General features: G+C 70.0%; 17 protein-coding genes. 1 reads left to right on the top strand and 16 read right to left on the bottom strand.

Annotated features, from left to right (window positions below):
* Positions 1 to 16: 16 nt before the first annotated feature.
* The 8 genes from ACXC9Q_RS01230 to groES form a co-directional block, all read right to left on the bottom strand.
* Positions 17 to 394 (bottom strand): acyl-CoA thioester hydrolase/BAAT C-terminal domain-containing protein, encoded by a 378-nt coding sequence (locus tag ACXC9Q_RS01230; protein WP_457054592.1) that lies wholly within the window; start codon positions 392 to 394, stop codon positions 17 to 19.
* A 52-nt stretch (positions 395 to 446) separates the two neighbouring features.
* Complete coding sequence (locus ACXC9Q_RS01225; RefSeq protein ID WP_457054591.1) at positions 447 to 1,553, bottom strand: GuaB3 family IMP dehydrogenase-related protein; 1,107 nt, start codon at positions 1,551 to 1,553, stop codon at positions 447 to 449.
* 29 nt (positions 1,554 to 1,582) lie between these two features.
* Positions 1,583 to 3,094 (bottom strand): IMP dehydrogenase, encoded by a 1,512-nt coding sequence (guaB, locus tag ACXC9Q_RS01220; protein WP_457054590.1) that lies wholly within the window; start codon positions 3,092 to 3,094, stop codon positions 1,583 to 1,585.
* A gap of 152 nt (positions 3,095 to 3,246) precedes the next feature.
* A complete protein-coding gene (locus tag ACXC9Q_RS01215) occupies positions 3,247 to 4,587 on the bottom strand; it encodes a hypothetical protein (RefSeq protein WP_457054589.1) in 1,341 nt (446 codons plus the stop codon).
* Positions 4,580 to 5,191 carry an RNA polymerase sigma factor ShbA gene (gene shbA / locus ACXC9Q_RS01210; protein WP_405069224.1) on the bottom strand — a complete coding sequence of 204 codons (612 nt, stop codon included), beginning with the start codon at positions 5,189 to 5,191 and terminating at the stop codon, positions 4,580 to 4,582. Before shbA ends, ACXC9Q_RS01215 begins: the two co-directional genes overlap by 8 nt.
* A 186-nt stretch (positions 5,192 to 5,377) precedes the next feature.
* Positions 5,378 to 5,833 carry an N-acetyltransferase family protein gene (locus ACXC9Q_RS01205; RefSeq protein WP_457054588.1) on the bottom strand — a complete coding sequence of 152 codons (456 nt, stop codon included), beginning with the start codon at positions 5,831 to 5,833 and terminating at the stop codon, positions 5,378 to 5,380.
* A 118-nt stretch (positions 5,834 to 5,951) separates the two neighbouring features.
* A complete protein-coding gene (gene groL / locus ACXC9Q_RS01200; protein WP_457054587.1) occupies positions 5,952 to 7,571 on the bottom strand; it encodes a chaperonin GroEL in 1,620 nt (539 codons plus the stop codon).
* 181 nt (positions 7,572 to 7,752) lie between these two features.
* Complete coding sequence (gene groES / locus ACXC9Q_RS01195; RefSeq protein WP_130384566.1) at positions 7,753 to 8,049, bottom strand: co-chaperone GroES; 297 nt, start codon at positions 8,047 to 8,049, stop codon at positions 7,753 to 7,755.
* A gap of 453 nt (positions 8,050 to 8,502) precedes the next feature.
* Between groES and ACXC9Q_RS01190 the strand changes: the two genes are divergently transcribed.
* Entirely contained in the window at positions 8,503 to 9,663 is a 1,161-nt protein-coding gene (locus ACXC9Q_RS01190; RefSeq protein WP_457054586.1) for a class I SAM-dependent methyltransferase, read from the top strand.
* Positions 9,664 to 10,002: 339 nt separating this feature from the next.
* On the opposite strand, the gene ACXC9Q_RS01185 is transcribed toward ACXC9Q_RS01190, so the two are convergent.
* The 8 genes from ACXC9Q_RS01185 to alr are packed head-to-tail and all read right to left on the bottom strand — an operon-like array spanning position 10,003 to position 16,577.
* Positions 10,003 to 10,725, bottom strand: coding sequence for an alpha/beta hydrolase (locus ACXC9Q_RS01185; protein WP_457054585.1), 723 nt, complete (start codon positions 10,723 to 10,725; stop codon positions 10,003 to 10,005).
* A gap of 20 nt (positions 10,726 to 10,745) precedes the next feature.
* Positions 10,746 to 11,195, bottom strand: coding sequence for a GNAT family N-acetyltransferase (locus tag ACXC9Q_RS01180; protein WP_457054584.1), 450 nt, complete (start codon positions 11,193 to 11,195; stop codon positions 10,746 to 10,748).
* Complete coding sequence (tsaD, locus tag ACXC9Q_RS01175; protein WP_457054583.1) at positions 11,192 to 12,244, bottom strand: tRNA (adenosine(37)-N6)-threonylcarbamoyltransferase complex transferase subunit TsaD; 1,053 nt, start codon at positions 12,242 to 12,244, stop codon at positions 11,192 to 11,194. Before tsaD ends, ACXC9Q_RS01180 begins: the two co-directional genes overlap by 4 nt.
* Positions 12,241 to 12,690 (bottom strand): GNAT family N-acetyltransferase, encoded by a 450-nt coding sequence (locus ACXC9Q_RS01170; RefSeq protein ID WP_457054582.1) that lies wholly within the window; start codon positions 12,688 to 12,690, stop codon positions 12,241 to 12,243. Before ACXC9Q_RS01170 ends, tsaD begins: the two co-directional genes overlap by 4 nt.
* Positions 12,687 to 13,352 (bottom strand): tRNA (adenosine(37)-N6)-threonylcarbamoyltransferase complex dimerization subunit type 1 TsaB, encoded by a 666-nt coding sequence (gene tsaB, locus ACXC9Q_RS01165; protein WP_457054581.1) that lies wholly within the window; start codon positions 13,350 to 13,352, stop codon positions 12,687 to 12,689. Before tsaB ends, ACXC9Q_RS01170 begins: the two co-directional genes overlap by 4 nt.
* 1 nt (position 13,353) lies before the next feature.
* Entirely contained in the window at positions 13,354 to 14,280 is a 927-nt protein-coding gene (tsaE, locus tag ACXC9Q_RS01160) for a tRNA (adenosine(37)-N6)-threonylcarbamoyltransferase complex ATPase subunit type 1 TsaE (protein ID WP_457054580.1), read from the bottom strand.
* Entirely contained in the window at positions 14,277 to 15,395 is a 1,119-nt protein-coding gene (locus tag ACXC9Q_RS01155; RefSeq protein ID WP_457054579.1) for an alpha/beta fold hydrolase, read from the bottom strand. The genes tsaE and ACXC9Q_RS01155 overlap by 4 nt, the downstream gene beginning before the upstream one ends.
* Positions 15,396 to 15,401: 6 nt before the next feature.
* Positions 15,402 to 16,577 carry an alanine racemase gene (gene alr, locus ACXC9Q_RS01150; RefSeq protein ID WP_457054578.1) on the bottom strand — a complete coding sequence of 392 codons (1,176 nt, stop codon included), beginning with the start codon at positions 16,575 to 16,577 and terminating at the stop codon, positions 15,402 to 15,404.
* Between the last annotated feature and the right edge of the window lies 1 nt (position 16,578).

Raw genomic sequence — 16,578 nt, 5'->3', positions numbered from 1 at the left:
ATCCTTCCAGAACCACTCAACCAGTGAGGACTCGACGCACGTCGTCCCACGCGAGCGCGCCCAGCTCACGATCGGCCTCGGGCGAACCACCGCGCGCCATCCGCTGCCCGGCGGTCTTGGGCTGCTCGCCGGGAAGCACGACCCGGTGCCCGGCCCCGGGCAGTGTCACCAGGCGCGTCTCCAGAGCACCACGCGACGCGACGATCTGCTCGGCGAACTCCACTGCCGGCCAGACCTTGTCGTCACCACCGGCCACCAGCAGCACCTCGCGGATGCGTTCCACCGGGATCCGGGCGAGCTCGGCGTACGCGTCGTACACCTTGAGGCTCTGCCGATACCACCCGGTGTAGCTCGGCGGGTCGTCGTCCGCCTTCCAGTCCGGGTCGAACGGCACGAACGGCAGCGGTTCGCCCTGCCACGTCCACGCCGACCGCTGGCGCCCGTCCTCACCCGACGACGACCTCGACCCGCTGGAACTCCTTGAGCTCCGTGTAGCCGGTGGTGGCCATCGCGCGCTTCAGGGCGCCGACCAGGTTCATCGTGCCGTCCGGGACCCAGGACGGGCCGAACAGGATCTGCTCGAGTGTCCCGGTGACGCCGACCTCGACCCGCTCACCGCGTGGCAGGTCCGCGTGCCAGGCCTCGGCACCCCAGTGGTACCCGCCGCCCGGTGCGTCGCTCGCGCGGGCCAGCGGCGAACCGACCATCACCGCGTCCGCACCGCACGCGACCGCCTTCGCCACGTCGCCGGACCGCCCGACCGAGCCGTCCGCGATCACGTGCACATAGCGACCGCCGGACTCGTCCATGTAGTCCCGACGCGCCGCGGCCACGTCGGCCACCGCCGACGCCATCGGCACCGCGACGCCGAGCACCTTCCGCGTCGTGTGCGCCGCGCCACCGCCGAAGCCGACGAGTACGCCGGCCGCACCGGTCCGCATCAGGTGCAGCGCGGCCTGGTGTGTCGCGCACCCGCCGACGATCACCGGTACGTCGAGGTCGTAGATGAACTGCTTCAGGTTGAGCGGCTCGGCCTGACCGGACACATGCTCGGCGGAGACCGTCGTACCGCGGATGACGAACAGGTCGACGCCCGCGTCCACGACATGCTTCGCGAACTGCTTGGTCCGCTGGGGCGACAGCGCGCCGGCCACCGTGACACCGGAGTCGCGGATCTCCTGCACCCGCTGGGAGAGCAGCTCGGGCTTGATCGGCGCCGAGTAGATCTCCTGGAGCCGGTGCGTCGCCTGCTCTCGGGTGATCGAGGTGATCTCCTCGAGCAGGTTGGTCGGATCCTCGTACCGGGTCCACAGACCCTCGAGGTTGAGCACGCCGAGACCGCCGGCCTTGCCGATCGCGATCGCGGTGGCCGGTGACATCACCGAGTCCATCGGCGCGGCCAGGATCGGCAGCTCGAACCGGTACGCGTCGATCTGCCAGGCGACCGAGACCTCCTCGGGGTCACGCGTCCGGCGCGACGGCACGATCGCGATGTCGTCGAACGCGTACGCCTGCCGGCCCCGCTTGGCGCGGCCGATCTCGATCTCGGTCATCTGATGTTCCTTACCGGTTACAGGCGGTGTCAGCGGCCGGAGTAGTTCGGCGCCTCGACCGTCATCTGGATGTCGTGCGGGTGGGACTCCTGCAGGCCGGCGGAGGTGATGCGGACGAACCGGCCCTTCTCCTGCAGTTCGGGGACGGTCCGGGAGCCGCAGTACCACATCGACTGGCGCAGACCGCCGATCAGCTGGTGCGCGACCGCGGAGAGCGGGCCCCGGTACGGGACCTGGCCCTCGACGCCCTCGGCGATGAGCTTCTCGTCGCTGCCGACGTCGCTCTGGAAGTAGCGGTCCTTGGAGTACGACTTGCGCAGGCCGCCGGACTGCATCGCGCCGAGCGAGCCCATCCCGCGATAGGCCTTGAACTGCTTGCCGTTGATGAACACCAGGTCGCCCGGCGACTCCTCGCAGCCGGCCAGCAGCGACCCGAGCATCACGCTGTCCGCACCGGCCACGAGCGCCTTGGCGATGTCACCGGAGTACTGCAGGCCGCCGTCGCCGATCACCGGCACACCGGCCGGCTTGCAGGCCAGGGACGCCTCGTAGATCGCGGTGACCTGCGGTACGCCGACGCCGGAAACGACCCGCGTCGTACAGATCGAGCCCGGTCCGACGCCGACCTTGACGCCGTCCGCGCCCGCGTCGACCAGTGCCTGGGCGCCGGCTCGGGTCCCGACGTTGCCGCCGACGACGTCGACACCACGGGTGGCCGGGTCGGCCTTGAGCTTGCGGATGATCTCCAGCTGGGCCTGGGAGTGACCGTGTGCGGTGTCCACCACGAGCACGTCGACACCGGCCTCGACCAGCGTCATCGCCCGCTTGTAGGCCTCACCGAAGAAGCCGATCGCGCCACCGACCCGCAGCCGTCCGGTGCCGTCCTTGGTGGACAGCGGGAACTGGTCGCGCTTGACGAAGTCCTTCAGCGTGATCAGGCCGGTCAGCTTGCCGGCCCCGTCGACCAGCGGCAGCTTCTCCACCTTGTGCTTGCTGAGCAGTGCCATCGCGTCGTCGGCGGCGATGCCCTGCTTGCCGGTGATCAGCGGCTGCCTGGTCATCACTTCGCGCACCGGGCGGGACATGTCGTTCTCGAACCGCATGTCGCGGTTCGTCACGATGCCGACCAGGACGCCGGCGTTGTCGACCACGGGGACGCCGGAGATCCGGTACTGCGCGCAGAGCGCGTCGGCCTCGCCGATGCTGGCGTCCGGGCCGATGGTGATCGGCTGCGCGATCATGCCGGACTCCGACCGCTTGACCAGGTCGACCTGCTGGGCCTGGTCCTCGATCGAGAGGTTGCGGTGGAGGACGCCGAGGCCGCCCTGGCGGGCCATCGCGATCGCCATCCGGGCCTCGGTGACGGTGTCCATCGCGCTGGACAGCAGCGGGATGTTCACCTCGATGTTGCGGCTGACCCGGGACCGGGTGACGGCCTCGGACGGGATGACGTCGGATTCGTTCGGCTGCAGGAGAACGTCGTCGAAGGTGAGCCCGAGGACGGCGAACTTGTCCGGAACTCCAGTGGGTGTGATGTCCATGGGTAAAACAAGCACCTTTACACGGCGAGAACGGAACCCCATCCTATCCGCGCCCGCTCAGGCTCCCGAACCGCCCGTCCACAGGGCCGCCTCGGCCGGGCCTGTGCCCGGCCGGGACCCGCCGCGCCGGCTGGTGAGCCGGCGCGGCGGGGTCACTGGAGCGGCTTGTTGACGACGTCGAGGATCTTCAGTACGTCGGCGTCGGCGGTCGAGCCGTGCGCGCGGGCGATCGCCGCGTGCTTGCCCTCGGCGTACAGGCCGGTGGAGTGCTGGCCGGTCGGGTAGACCTCCCGGACCGAACCGGTGCTGGTCTGCCCGCTCGAGTGCTTGCCGGCTGCCTGAACGCCGCTGCCGAGGAACTCCTGGGCGCTCTGGTTCTCGACCGCAGCCCCGCTCGCCGTCGGCAGGATCGGCGCGAGGACGTTGTCGAGCAGCCCGCCCAGCGGATCCGGCACGTCGACCGACGGCGTGTCGACCGGCGGCTGCTCCTGAGTCGTCCCGGCCGGGTCCGTGCTGGACTGATCGGTACCACTCGTGTCACCCGGCTGCGTGGTGCCGGTGTCCGACCCCGTGGTGTCACCCTGACTCGTGTCACCGGTCGGCGCAGTCGTCGGGTTCCCGGTCCCAGTGTCCGTGCCGGTCTCAGTGTTGCCGGTGCCGGTGTCCGGCGCGCTGGGCGGATCGGACGGCGTTGCCTCCGGCGGCGTCGTGGTCGTCGGCGGGTCGGCCGGCACCGTGGTGGCCGGTGGGTCGGTCGGCTCGCTGGCCGGCGGGTCGGTCGGCTGGGTAGCCGGCGGGTCGGTCGGCTCTGTGGTCGGGTTGGACGTCGTGTCGTCGCCCGTCTGCGTCGGCGCCTGGGTCGTCTGCGTGACCGGCGGGTCGACCTTCGTCACCGTCGGCTGCTCGATGATCTTCGGAATCGCCCGCTGCAGCACGTCCGGCGTGTCGCTCGGCAGCACGGCGGCCGGCGGAATCGGCTGCTCCCGGACCACCCGGTCCTCGGCCGCGATCTTCGCGTCCTGCCGCAGCTTGTAGTCCTTGGCGACCTTGACGATCTTCGTCTTGTCGACCACCGGCATGCCGTCGAGCTGTTCCTTCGGGAAGCTGGTCTGCGGGCGGACCGCGTCGACCATCTTCTCGATGACCTTCTCGTACGGCGACAGCGGGTCGCCGTTGACCGCGGCGGCCACCCCGGAGACCGACAGCGCGGCCACCGCGGCGACACCCAGCGCCAGACCGCGCGCCGCCACCTTGCGGGCGAACGGGTCCGTGATCGGGTTCAGTGCGGCGCAACGCGCCAGGAAGCTCTCCGGATCGTCGATCGTCTCCACGGGGAGTTCGTCTTCGACCTCCACCGCCAGCCGCAGCTCGGCCAGCAGCGCAACGGCCGGGTCATGCTCCCCCGCGCTCCGCGCGGGCTCCCCACCAGCGGCCAGCAGGTCGAGCAGTGCGTCATCGGCGTCGATCGCGTCCAGGTCGAAACGGTCAGCCATGATGCCCCTCCCCTGCTCCTCGTCCCTCATGCCCCACATACCCCCTGAGCGTGTTCAACGCTCGATGCTGTGCGACCCTCACCGCCCCCGGTGTCATCCCCAGTGCCCGGCCGGTCTCCTCGGCTGACATCCCCGCTACCACGCGAAGCCGCAGGATCTCGCGGAGCTTCTCGGGCAGTTTGTCCAGCAACCCCATGATGTGCTGGACCTCCGAGCTCCGGACCGCGTGCTCCTCCGGAGTCGGCGACTCGTCCGCGCCGTCCGGCAGGTCCGGCGTCGAAACGTCGGCCACCGCGAACGCACGCTGGGCATCGGCGACCTTGCGGGCCGCGATGCCGTAGACGAAAGCCTCGAAAGGCCTCCCCTCGTCACGGTACCGGCCCAGCGCGCCGAACACCGCGACACAGACTTCCTGCGCGACGTCGTCGACCATGTCCGCGCCGCCGGGATACGTCCACAACCGGGACCGTACGTATCGGTGCGCGACGGCGCGCACCCTGGTGAGCAGGTCGTTGAGAGCTGTGCGGTCCCCGTCGCCGGCCAGCGCGGCAAGATCCCTGAGCTCGACCCGGTCGTGGGTGTGCGGTACTTGGACCTCGGTCACCCCTCGCCCCCTCGTGTCGGCCGGTCAGCCTGAAAGATGATATGGCTCTCACCTCTCGTTGCCTAGTGGCAATTCGTGAGCATTTTCAGATTCTGATCACGATCTGTCACTACTCGCCCGTACGGTACCCGGACCGGAGGATCGACGTCCGAGTTTGAGACGGCAGGACGGCGTCCCGTGAGACATTCAGCGCGGTGCGTCGAAGTGGAGGACCGCCGATGCGTGGTCGCCGCCCCAGTCGATCGGGGTCCGGCCGGTCTCCCGCCACCCCGCACGCCGGTACAGGGTGACGGCCGCACCGCGGTTGTCGACGACCTCGAGCGACAGCTTCCGCCCGAGGTCGGCGGCGGTCTTGACGCAGTGGTCCAGCAGTTCCCGGCCGATGCCCGCACGGGTCGCCTTCGGGTCCACGAACAGCCGCTCCACGGACGCTCCGTCAGCCCCGTTCGCCGTCAGCGCGACGTGCCCAACGACCCGGCCGTTGCTCTCAGCAACCCAGCAGCCGAGCCCGTCATCCGGTGTCAGCCACTTGCGCGCGTCAGCAGGCCAATTGATCGGATACCCCGCCAGCTCGTGCACGTCCCGCAGCAGGCCGACGCAAACGTCCAGGTCCTCGTCAGCGCGTTCACGAATCGTCGCCACGACGTCATCCCACCAGATCGCCGCGCCACCGCATCTTCCGCCCCGAACAGAACACCGCCCGGCGGGTCCGAAGACCTGCCGGGCGGTGCGGTGTGTTTCTGGTCCTGCTACCTGAGGATCAGTGGCCGTGACCGTGGCCGTGACCGGCCGCGGCGGGCTCCTCTTCCTCGGGCTTGTCGACCACCAGGGTCTCGGTGGTGAGCAGCAGCGCGGCGATCGAGCCGGCGTTGGCGAGCGCGGACCGGGTCACCTTGACCGGGTCCAGCACGCCCTGGGCCAGCAGGTCGCCGTACTCGCCGGTGGCGGCGTTGAATCCGCTGCCGACCTCCAGCTCCGCAACCTTCGCGGTCACCACGTAGCCCTCGTAGCCGCCGTTCTCGGCGATCCAGCGCAGCGGCTCGACGATGGCCTTGCGGACGATCCGGACTCCGGCGAGCTCGTCGCCGTCGAGGTCCAGGCCGTTCTCCAGCACCGAGGCGGCGTGGACGAGAGCGGAGCCGCCACCGGCGACGATGCCCTCCTCGATCGCCGCACGCGTCGCCGACACGGCGTCCTCGATGCGGTGCTTCTTCTCCTTCAGCTCGACCTCGGTGGCCGCGCCGACCTTGATCACGCAGACGCCGCCGGCCAGCTTGGCCAGCCGCTCCTGCAGCTTCTCCCGGTCCCAGTCGGAATCGGTGCGCTCGATCTCGGCCTTGATCTGGTTGACCCGGCCCTCGATGTCGTCGGACTTGCCGGCGCCCTCGACAACGGTGGTGTTGTCCTTGGTGACCACGATCCGGCGCGCGGTGCCGAGCACCTCGAGACCGACCTGGTCCAGCTTGAGACCGACCTCGGGGGCGATGACCTGCGCGCCGGTGAGCGCGGCCAGGTCCTCCAGCATCGCCTTGCGGCGGTCACCGAAGCCCGGCGCCTTGACGGCGACGGAGGTGAAGTTGCCGCGGATCTTGTTCACCACCAGGGTGGACAGCGCCTCGGCCTCGACGTCCTCGGCGATGATCAGCAGCGTCTTGCCGGACTGCACGACCTTCTCCAGCAGCGGCAGCAGGTCCGCGATCGCGGAGATCTTGCCCTGGTTGATCAGGATGTACGGGTCCTCCAGCACCGCTTCGCCGGCCTCGGCGTCGGTGATGAAGTACGGCGAGATGTAGCCCTTGTCGAACTGCATGCCCTCGGTGAACTCGAGTTCGGTACCGAAGGTGTTCGACTCCTCGACGGTGATCACACCGTCCTTGCCGACCTTGTCGAACGCGTCCGCGATCAGCGTGCCGATCTCGGCGTCCCGGGCGGAGATGGTGGCGACGTGGGCCATGTCGCCCTTGTCGTCCACCGGCCGGGCGGAGTCGATCAGCTTGGCCGACACGGCCTCGATGGCCGCCTCGATGCCCTTCTTCAGGCCCATCGGGTTGACCCCGGCGGCGACGGCCCGCAGGCCCTCGTGCACCAGTGCCTGCGCCAGCACCGTCGCGGTGGTGGTGCCGTCACCGGCGATGTCGTTGGTCTTGGTGGCGACCTCCTTGGCCAGCTGCGCACCAAGGTTCTCGAACGGGTCGTCCAGCTCGACCTCACGGGCGACGGTGACACCGTCGTTGGTGATGGTCGGGGCGCCCCACTTCTTGTCCAGGACGACGTAGCGGCCCTTGGGCCCCAGCGTCACCTTCACCGTGTTCGCGAGCTTGTCGACGCCGCGCTCCAGCGCGCGCCGCGCGTTCTCGTCGAACTCGAGGATCTTCGGCATGGAAAAAACCAGTCCCTCTCTGAATGTCTTCGTGAGCAGTTCGGATCCGGTCCCGCTGTTTCAGACCGACTCCGCCCCGGCACCGGTCGTCGGCACCAGGGCGGTGTCAGTCAGGAACAGCGGGCAGGGCGTGGAACGTCCCGGCGGGTCCGCCGGGGCGCGGGCCCACGCCCTGGGGTCGTCACTTGCTGACGACTGCGAGGATGTCGCGGGCGCCCAGGATCAGGTAGTCCTGGCCGTCGTACTTGACCTCGGTGCCGCCGTACTTGGAGTAGATGACCTTGTCACCGACGGCGACGTCCAGCGGGACGCGGTTGCCGTTGTCGTCGATCCGGCCCGGGCCGACAGCGAGGATCTCGCCCTCCTGCGGCTTCTCCTTGGCGGTGTCCGGGATCACCAGACCGGACTTCGTGGTCTGCTCGGCTTCGAGCGGCGCGACGAGGACGCGGTCCTCGAGCGGCTTGATCGTGACCGACACTTGCTGACCTCCACGGTCGATTTGCTTGTCAGTGGTTCAGACTGGTCGCGCTCCCCTGCCGTCGCGGGGGTCAGAGGCCGGACCGCTGGCACCCTCGGGTGGAGAGTGCCAACACCGAATCTAGGCCGCGATTAGCACTCGGTCAACTCGAGTGCCAGACCTGATCCAGCAGCAACCTCCGGGCCGCACCCGGGCGGGTGACCGGTCAGGCACGGAATGTGGTCGAACGCTGGGCCTCCCCGTGGTCGGCGTGCGACCGTTCTGTCAACGGCGCACCGCCCCGAGGAGAAGCCACGGCTATCAGCTTCCCGTCTCTACCCAAGCTGTCCGGCCGTACTGTCGCAGTCCTGGCCGCGATCGGTGCGCTCGCCGTCGGAGTGGTCGCCGCGCCTGTACTCCTCCGCCACCCAAAGCTGGAGCAAAGGCTGCTCTAGTCCCCTCTAAGGTTGCGGGGTGACAGTCACCGCGTTGCTGGACGGGCCTGGCGCTGAGGTGCTCGCCGCTGCCTGCGCGGACTACCACCCCGGCCGCGAGCTCCAACTAGTCCAGAAGCTCCGGCGGCGGTACGACGCGTCACTCGTGACTGCTGCTGTCACACAGGCGTCGCTGCGCCACCGCGCCGTCGCCAAGTTCGGTGCGGATGCTGCGCGGATGTACTTCACGCCGGACGGTCTGGAGCAGGCCACCCGGACCACTGTCGGTTCACACCGTGCCGCACGCATCGCAATGACGTTGCCGGGTGCCAGCGTGGTCGACCTGGGCTGTGGCATCGGCGGCGATCTCGTCAGCGCAGCCCGCGCCGGCCTACGAGTCACTGGTGTCGAACGCGATTCGGAGACCGCGGCCACGGCCCGCGCCAACCTGGCCGCTCTCGGTCTGCCCGGTGAGGTTGTTGTCGGTGACGCCGAGTCGACTGAGCTCACGCCGTACGACGTGGTGTTCGCGGACCCGGCGCGGCGGGCGGATGGCCGGCGCGTGTTCGACCACAACGCCTATTCGCCGCCATGGTCGTTTGTCACTGGGCTCCTGCAGCGGACTGCGTGTGTGAAGGTCGCACCGGGCATCCCGCATGACGCCGTACCCGATGGGGTCGAGGCGGAGTGGGTCAGCGACGCCGGTGAGGTGAAGGAGGCGGCGCTGTGGTCTGGCGCGCTGTACGCCGGGGTCGCGCGGCGGGCGACGCTTCTGCCCGGCGGCGTGAGCGTGAGCGAGGCACCGGAAGCTGAGAGTGGTCCGGTGGGTCAGTACATCTACGAGCCCGACGGAGCCGTGGTGCGAGCTGGGCTGGTGACCGCTGTGGCTGCCGCGGTCGACGGGTGGTTGCTGGATCCGCGCATCGCCTACGTCACCGCACCGAAACTCGTGCCGACCCCGCTGGCGTCGGCGTACCAGGTGGTGGAACAGCTGCCGTACAAGGAGAAGGCGCTGCGGGCGTGGGTTCGCGCACAAGGCATCGGAACGCTGGAGATCAAGAAGCGCGGGGTCGATGTCGATCCGGCCCAGCTGCGGAAGAAGCTCGCCCCGAAAGGCTCTGCCACCGCGACGCTCATCATCACCCGGATCGGCCGGGACGCGGTCGCCTATTCCTGTCGTCGCATCGGACTTGCGTTCTGAGTGTATTCGAACATATGATCGATCTCGCGTGCGGGTCCCCGGATGACCTGCCGGTGGGCGAGGTGCTGCGTCCGCTGCCGCACTCACCGGGGGCCCGCCACTAAGGCTCGACATGCGGTTGAGGAGCCGCGCGTCGAACGACGTACGGAGTGAGGTGCCGTACGTCGACTGGGCGTCACGCGGGTGCAGTCAGGCGTTCATCTGGGTTCGGCAGAGTGCTGGGCAGAAACCGGTTGGCCGCTGACCGTTCACCTGGGGAGCAGGCGGCGCACTAGCCCCAGGTCTCTGCCCGCTGCCGTGCCCTTCCCCGCACTGCAGCCGCAGCTCCGCGTTCGCAGCTCAGCCCGCCTGGAAGCGTGCCACCACCGGGAAACGCAAGCGTGCCACCGCGATGGACCCGACCGCAGCCGGCACTGAAGACCTACGCTCGTACTCAGGCAGCGGCTCCGCATCCCCAGCAGCTGAAGGGGTTCTGGTCGACGGGGTGCTGAGGGCGTCGTGGGTGAAGGCGGCGACGAGGGTGTTCCAGTCGGCGGGCCGGTGGAGCATGGTGTGGGTTTCCGCGGCGACCGAGTACACGGTGACCGGGGTGCCGGCGGCGCGGAGGCGGTTGGCGTAGGCGGTGGTGGCGCGAGGGTCGGTGATGGTGTCGAGAGTGCCGTGGGCGAAGGTGACCGGGGCGCGCAGCGCGGTGAGTGGTTCGCCGTCGGGGAGCCACGGAGCCAGAGCCAGTACGCCGGCGACCCGGGGATGATCGCCCGCGGCGACGACCGCGCGGCCGCCCATCGAGTGGCCGATCAGGACGACCCGCTGGATCACCGGAGGAAGCTCGTCGAGGACAGCGCGGAGATCCGCGGCGGAGTCGGCGGCGTCGCCGTTCCAGCCCCGGTAGCGGTAGCGCAGCAGGCCGACCGCAGCAGTAGGGACGGCTGTGCGCGCGGCTGCCGCGAACGGCCACATCCGGAGGAGGGCAGAATTCCAGAGGTACGGGCTCGCCTGAGAGTGCTCCCTACCGCCATGCGCCAGTACGACGAGATCCGTCGCACCAGCTGGGTGCCACACCAGGTCCACCCCGGGCTGGATCACGGGGGGCCGTACAGGTCGGCGGCGTCGTGGCGGATGGCCATCATGCTGCTCGGGTCCGCGAGTTCGCTGAAGCCGTAACTGCGGTAGAGCTCGTGCGCATCCGCGGTCCCGAGCATGAAGCGTCGTACGCCCTTCAGTTCCGGGTGGTCGACCAGCGTGGACACCACGAACCGGCCAAGTCCGTGCCCTCGCCACTCGTCCAGCACGAAGACGTCCGCGAGCCACGCGAACGTCGCGCGGTCCGTCACCGCGCGAGCGAAGGCGACCATCGCGCCATCGGCCGCGTACACACCCATGTTCAGCGAGCCCGCGATCGACCGCGCCACCACCTCACGCGGGATCCCCTTCGCCCAGTACGACGTACTCAGGAACCCCTGCACGACGTCCACATCGATCCGCGAGACATCGTCGTCGGCCTCGAACCCGTCCGCCCCCGTCCACCTCACTTGTTCAGCACCTCCGTGATCGGCATCGACGAGTCTGCCGGCAGCCCCAGCGGCGACGGCGCCTTCCCGGCCCGGACGAGTTCCGAGCCGAGCGCCGCGACCATCGCGCCGTTGTCGGTGCACAACCCGGGCCGCGGCACGCGTACGGCGATGCCCGCCGCAGTGCACCGCTCTTCCGCCATCGCGCGCAGCCTGGAGTTCGCCGCGACCCCACCACCGATCAGCAAGTGCTCGAACCCACGGTCCTTGCACGCGTCGATCGCCTTGCGGGTCAGCACGTCACACACCGCCTCCTGAAACGCCGCGGCGACATGATTGACCGGCACGTCCTCACCATCGCGACGCCGCGCCTCGACCCACCGAGCCACCGCCGTCTTCAGCCCGGAGAACGAGAAGTCGAACCGATGCCGTTCGAGATCCCGCTGCGACGTCAGCCCGCGCGGGAACGTCACGTACAGCCTGTCGCCGCCGTCCCGCGCCGCTTTGTCGACATAGGGACCGCCCGGGAACGGCAACCCCAGCACGCGAGCGACCTTGTCGAACGCCTCCCCCGCGGCGTCGTCGATGGTGCTCCCCATCGGCACGACGCCGTCGGTGATGTCCTCGACCGCGAGCAGCGACGAGTGCCCACCGGACACCAGCATCGCGACACAGCCCTTCGGCAGATCGCCGTGCTCCAAGGTGTCGACAGCCACGTGTGCGGCCAGGTGGTTCACGCCGTACAACGGCTTGTCGAGCGACAGCGCCAGCCCCTTGGCCGCGGCCACTCCGACCAGCAGCGCGCCGGCGAGCCCTGGTCCGCTGGTGACAGCGACGGCGTCGACATCGGCCGGCTTGATCCCCGCGGTCTCGCACGCCCGCCGGATAGTCGGGACCATCGCCTCCAGGTGCGCCCGGCTCGCCACCTCCGGTACGACGCCGCCGAACCTCGCGTGCTCCTCGACACTGGACGCGATCGCGTCGGCGAGCAGCGTCTGCCCGCGGACGATCCCGACCCCGGTCTCGTCGCACGACGTCTCGATCCCCAGAATCAGGGGCTCTGTACTCACACTTCCTCCCGCCACCGCATGATCACCGCATCCTCGCCACCGGCGTAGTACCCACGCCGCCGGCTGATCTCCTCGAACCCGAAGCCCTCGTACAACCCCAGCGCCGAATCGTTGCCCGCAGCAACTTCCAGCAACACCGTCCGCCCGGCGCACCGTGCCAGCGCTGCGGTCATCAACTGCCCGCCGATCCCGGTACAGCGCTCGGCCGGCGACACCGCGATCCGCAGCAACTCCACCACGTCCAGCGCGACCGGCGGCACCAGGAGTACGGCGTATCCGACCACGGAGCCCTCGTCCGCGACCAGGATCACCCGATCCTCGGACAACCGGTCGAACTCGGTCGCCCACGCGACCGTACTCCACGCCGCCGCGCCGAAGCACACCTCGTCCAACGCGACCAGCGCGGGCAGATCATCCGCCCCAGCCGCGCGAATGGCTGGTCTCACTTGGGCAGCACGCTCTTCGGGCCGGCGGACATCGTCACGTCCGGCCGGCGCAGGTACAGCGGGTCGGGCGCGACGACCTCCAGCGTGCCGGTCGCCACCCCAACGGCCAGCACCTCGGCCGACGGATATTCGGCGACAGCGACATCGGAGACGCCGAGCGCGTCGGCGTACAGCACGGCACCGCGGCCGATCACTGGCAGGCCCGACAGCACGTGCGCGACCTCGGCCGGACGATCCACCGCCGGCCCTTCGAGGCGACGCCGGCTCCCGTCCGCGGCCGGGCCGTCGTACAGCGCCCAGTAGATCTCCTTGCGCCGCGCGTCCGTCGCGACCGCCACGGGCAGGGTCAGCGACGACTGCCGCGCCAGGATGTCGAGGCTGCACACCCCCGCGACCTCGATCCCGAGCACGTCGGCCATCGTCCGCGCGGTCACCAGCCCCACCCGCAATCCGGTGAACGGACCGGGCCCGACGCCGACCGCGATCCGGGTCAGGTCGCGCGGCGTCACGCCCGCGGTCGCGAAGGCGTCCGCGATCGCCGGGGCCAGCAACTCCCCGTGCCGTAAGGCGTCGACGGTCGTGGACGAGGCGAGGATCTCGCCGTCCGGTGACGCCAGCGCGACGGTGACGGCAGCACTCGAGGTGTCGAAAGCAAGCAGCATCTCAGTTCGTCTCCAGTACAGATACGCGGACACCGGACGCCGCCCAGCGCGGACCAACCGGGGTGATCCGCAGCTCGCGCGTCTCGTCGGTGTCGTCGTCGCCACGGGTCACGACAATGTCCAGCCGGTCCGGCGCCAGCGCCTCGGCCAGGCCGTGACCCCACTCGACCACGGTGACCGCGTCCTCCAGACTCGCGTCGAGGTCGAGGTCGTCCAGCTCGGCGAACCCACCGAGCCGATAGGCATCCACGTGCACCAACGCCGGACCGCCGGCCAGTGACGGGTGTACCCGCGAGATCACGAACGTCGGCGACGTGATGGAACCACGCACCTTCAGCCCCGCGCCGAGCCCCTGGGTGAACGTCGTCTTGCCGGCCCCCAGGTCACCGGACAGCACGAGTACGTCGCCCGCCCGCAACTGCCCCGCGAGCTCCTCGCCGATCGCCTGCATCTCGTCGGCCGTCGGCACGGTGAGCTCGAGCGGCATCGCCTTCGCGTAGATGAGGTTGTGGTCCTGCTGCTCGACCACCGAGTACCCACGCCGCCGCCAGAACTCCACGGTGTCCGGCAACTCGACCCGCGCGATCAGGTTCACCCGGCTCACACCACGCCGTACGGCGGCCTCCTCGGCGCAACCCACCATCGCCGACGCGACGCCGTGGCCCTGGTGGCGCGGGTCCACCGAGACGCAGCGCAGGGTGAGCACGTCACCGGTCTGCTTGAACAGCAGCGCGCCGGCCGGTGCACCGTCGATCAGCACGAGCAGTCCGCCGTGCTCCGCGATGGCGGCGGCCACCGTCGTGGGGTTCTCGGACAGGGCGGTGGCCGGCGGGTCGAGCACCCGGCGGGGGGAGAAGGCGTGGTGGATCACCGCGACGATCTGGTCGACGTGATCCGCCGTGGCGTCGACGACGTGCAGGTCGGTCATGTGGGTCCTAGGGATTGTTCGGCTCGTTCGATCATGCCGAGGAGGGCGGCGGTGAACTCGCGGTGGTGCTCGATCAGGCCCAGGTGGCCGCAGTTCTTCACCTCGACCAGCTCCGCACCGGGCACCCGCCGGACGATCTCCTCCGCATGCGTGAACGGGGTCAGGTGGTCCTTGTCGCCACCGATCACGACGCACTCCACCTTCTGCAACGGCTCCAAGGAGTCGAACTTGTCGTGCAGCGCGAAGATCGGATAGAACTCCGCGATGACCTCGATCGGCGTGGCCGCGATCATCTCGTTGACGAACTCGGTGTACGCCGCTGGGACCTCGGAGCCGAACGAGTACTTCCGGGTCAGCAGGTAACTGATGTCCGTCCCCGCCTTCCGGCTGCGCTCGACCACGTCCGGGATCCGCGCCAGCGCCGAGACCGTCGGGGTGGCGAGCGCCCGGGCCAGCATGCCCAGCTTGCCCGGGAAGACGATCGGTACGTCGTCCAGCCCGCCCGCGCTGGTCGAGCACAGACCGACGCCGATGACCCGGTCCCCGAAGATCTCCGGATGGTGCTCGGCCAGCGCCATGATCGTCATGCCGCCCATCGAGTGGCCGATCAGGATCACCGGCCCGGTCGGCGCGAACTCCGCCAGGATCCCGTACAGGTCCTGGCCGAGCTGCTCGATGGTGACGTGGTCCTTGGGCGAGCGGCCGGACCGCCCGTGCGAGCGCTGGTCGTAGAACACCATCGTGCCGATGCCGGCCAGGTCGCGGCGCTCGAAGTGCCAGGAGTCCATGTTCAGCCCGTAGCCGTGGGCGAAGATCACGGTCAGATCCTCCGGCGGCAGCGGCAGTTTCTTGCCGAACCTGCGCTTCGGCGGAGGGGCCGGCCGGCGCGATCGCTTGAGCTCGTCGACCTCGACGTACAGCTCGACGCCGTCGTCGGCGGTGAAGACGTGCGGAGTGCCGCGCAGCGAACCGAACGGCTCGGCCTCCAGCTGCGCGCGCTGACCCGAACGGCGGCCGATCACCTGCCGCTCGACCGCGACCCCGGCCGCCGCTCCCGCAGCCAGCACGCCGACCGCGGCCCCGATCAGACCAGCAGTCCGTCCTGCTTTGGACATACCGGTCTACCTTTCAACTGGGGTGCTGTCAGAACTGTCGACGTACCGGCGGGGGATCCGGGCTCCCAGCCGGGTCACGATCTCGTAGTTGATGGTCCCGGCGACATCGGCCCAGTCGTCCGCCGTCGGCTCGCCGGCGGTCCCGGGGCCGAACAGCACCACCTCGTCGCCCGCGGCCGCCTGGTCGTCCTCGAGGTTGACCACGCACTGATCCATGCAGATCCGGCCGACGATCGTCCGTCGCCTGCCACCCGCCTGGACCGGGGCACCGTTGGACGCGTGCCGTGGCAGGCCGTCGCCGTACCCCAGCGGGATCAGCCCCAGCGTCGACGGCCGCGGCGCGGTCCAGGTCAGGCCGTAGGAGACGCCCGCCCCGGCCGGCACCCGCTTCACCATCGCGAGCCGCGCCCGCAGCGTCATCGCCGGCCGCAACCCGAGCTCGGCCGAGGGCAGCGTGTGCCCGAACGGCGAGAGCCCGTACGTCGCCACCCCCGGGCGGACCAGGTTGAAGTGGGTCTCGGGCAGCGCGAGCGTGGCACCGGAGTTCGCCAGGTGCTTGAACTCGGCGTCGATGCCGAACGAGGCCGCAACGTCGATCGCCTCGGTGAACGTCGCGAGCTGGGACTCGTTGACCGGGCTCTTCGGCTCGTCCGACGACGCCAGGTGCGACCAGATGCCCTTGACCTCGATCCGGCCGGTCGCCTGTGCCCGCGCCGCGGCCCGGATCAGCGCCGGCCACTCCTCGGGTACGGCGCCGCCGCGGCTCATCCCGGTGTCGATCTTCAGGTGCACCCGGGCCGGCCGGTCCACCACGCCGGCGACCAGTTCGTCGATCTCCCAGGGCGCGCCCGCGGACAGATCGATGCCGGCGGCAATCGCGTCGGCCAGCGGCTCGCCGGGCGTGGTCAGCCAGCAGAAGATCGGCCCGGTGTCGCCCGCGTCACGCAGCGCGAGCGCCTCCTCGAGGACGGCGGCGCCGATCCAGTCGGCGCCGGCCTCGCGGGCGGCCCGGGCGACCGGGACCATTCCGTGCCCGTATCCGTCGGCCTTGACGACCGTCATCAGCTGCGCGCCGGCGGCACGGGCACGCAGCGTAGCCACGTTGTGCCGGATCGCGGCCAGGTCGACGACGGCCTCGGCACGGACCGGGCGGTCGCCGCTAGGTGACTGGAGGGTAGACATA

The organism is Kribbella sp. CWNU-51, from assembly GCF_054073265.1.
Note: the sequence above shows the minus strand (reverse complement) of the source record. Positions and strands in the feature narration are given on the sequence as shown.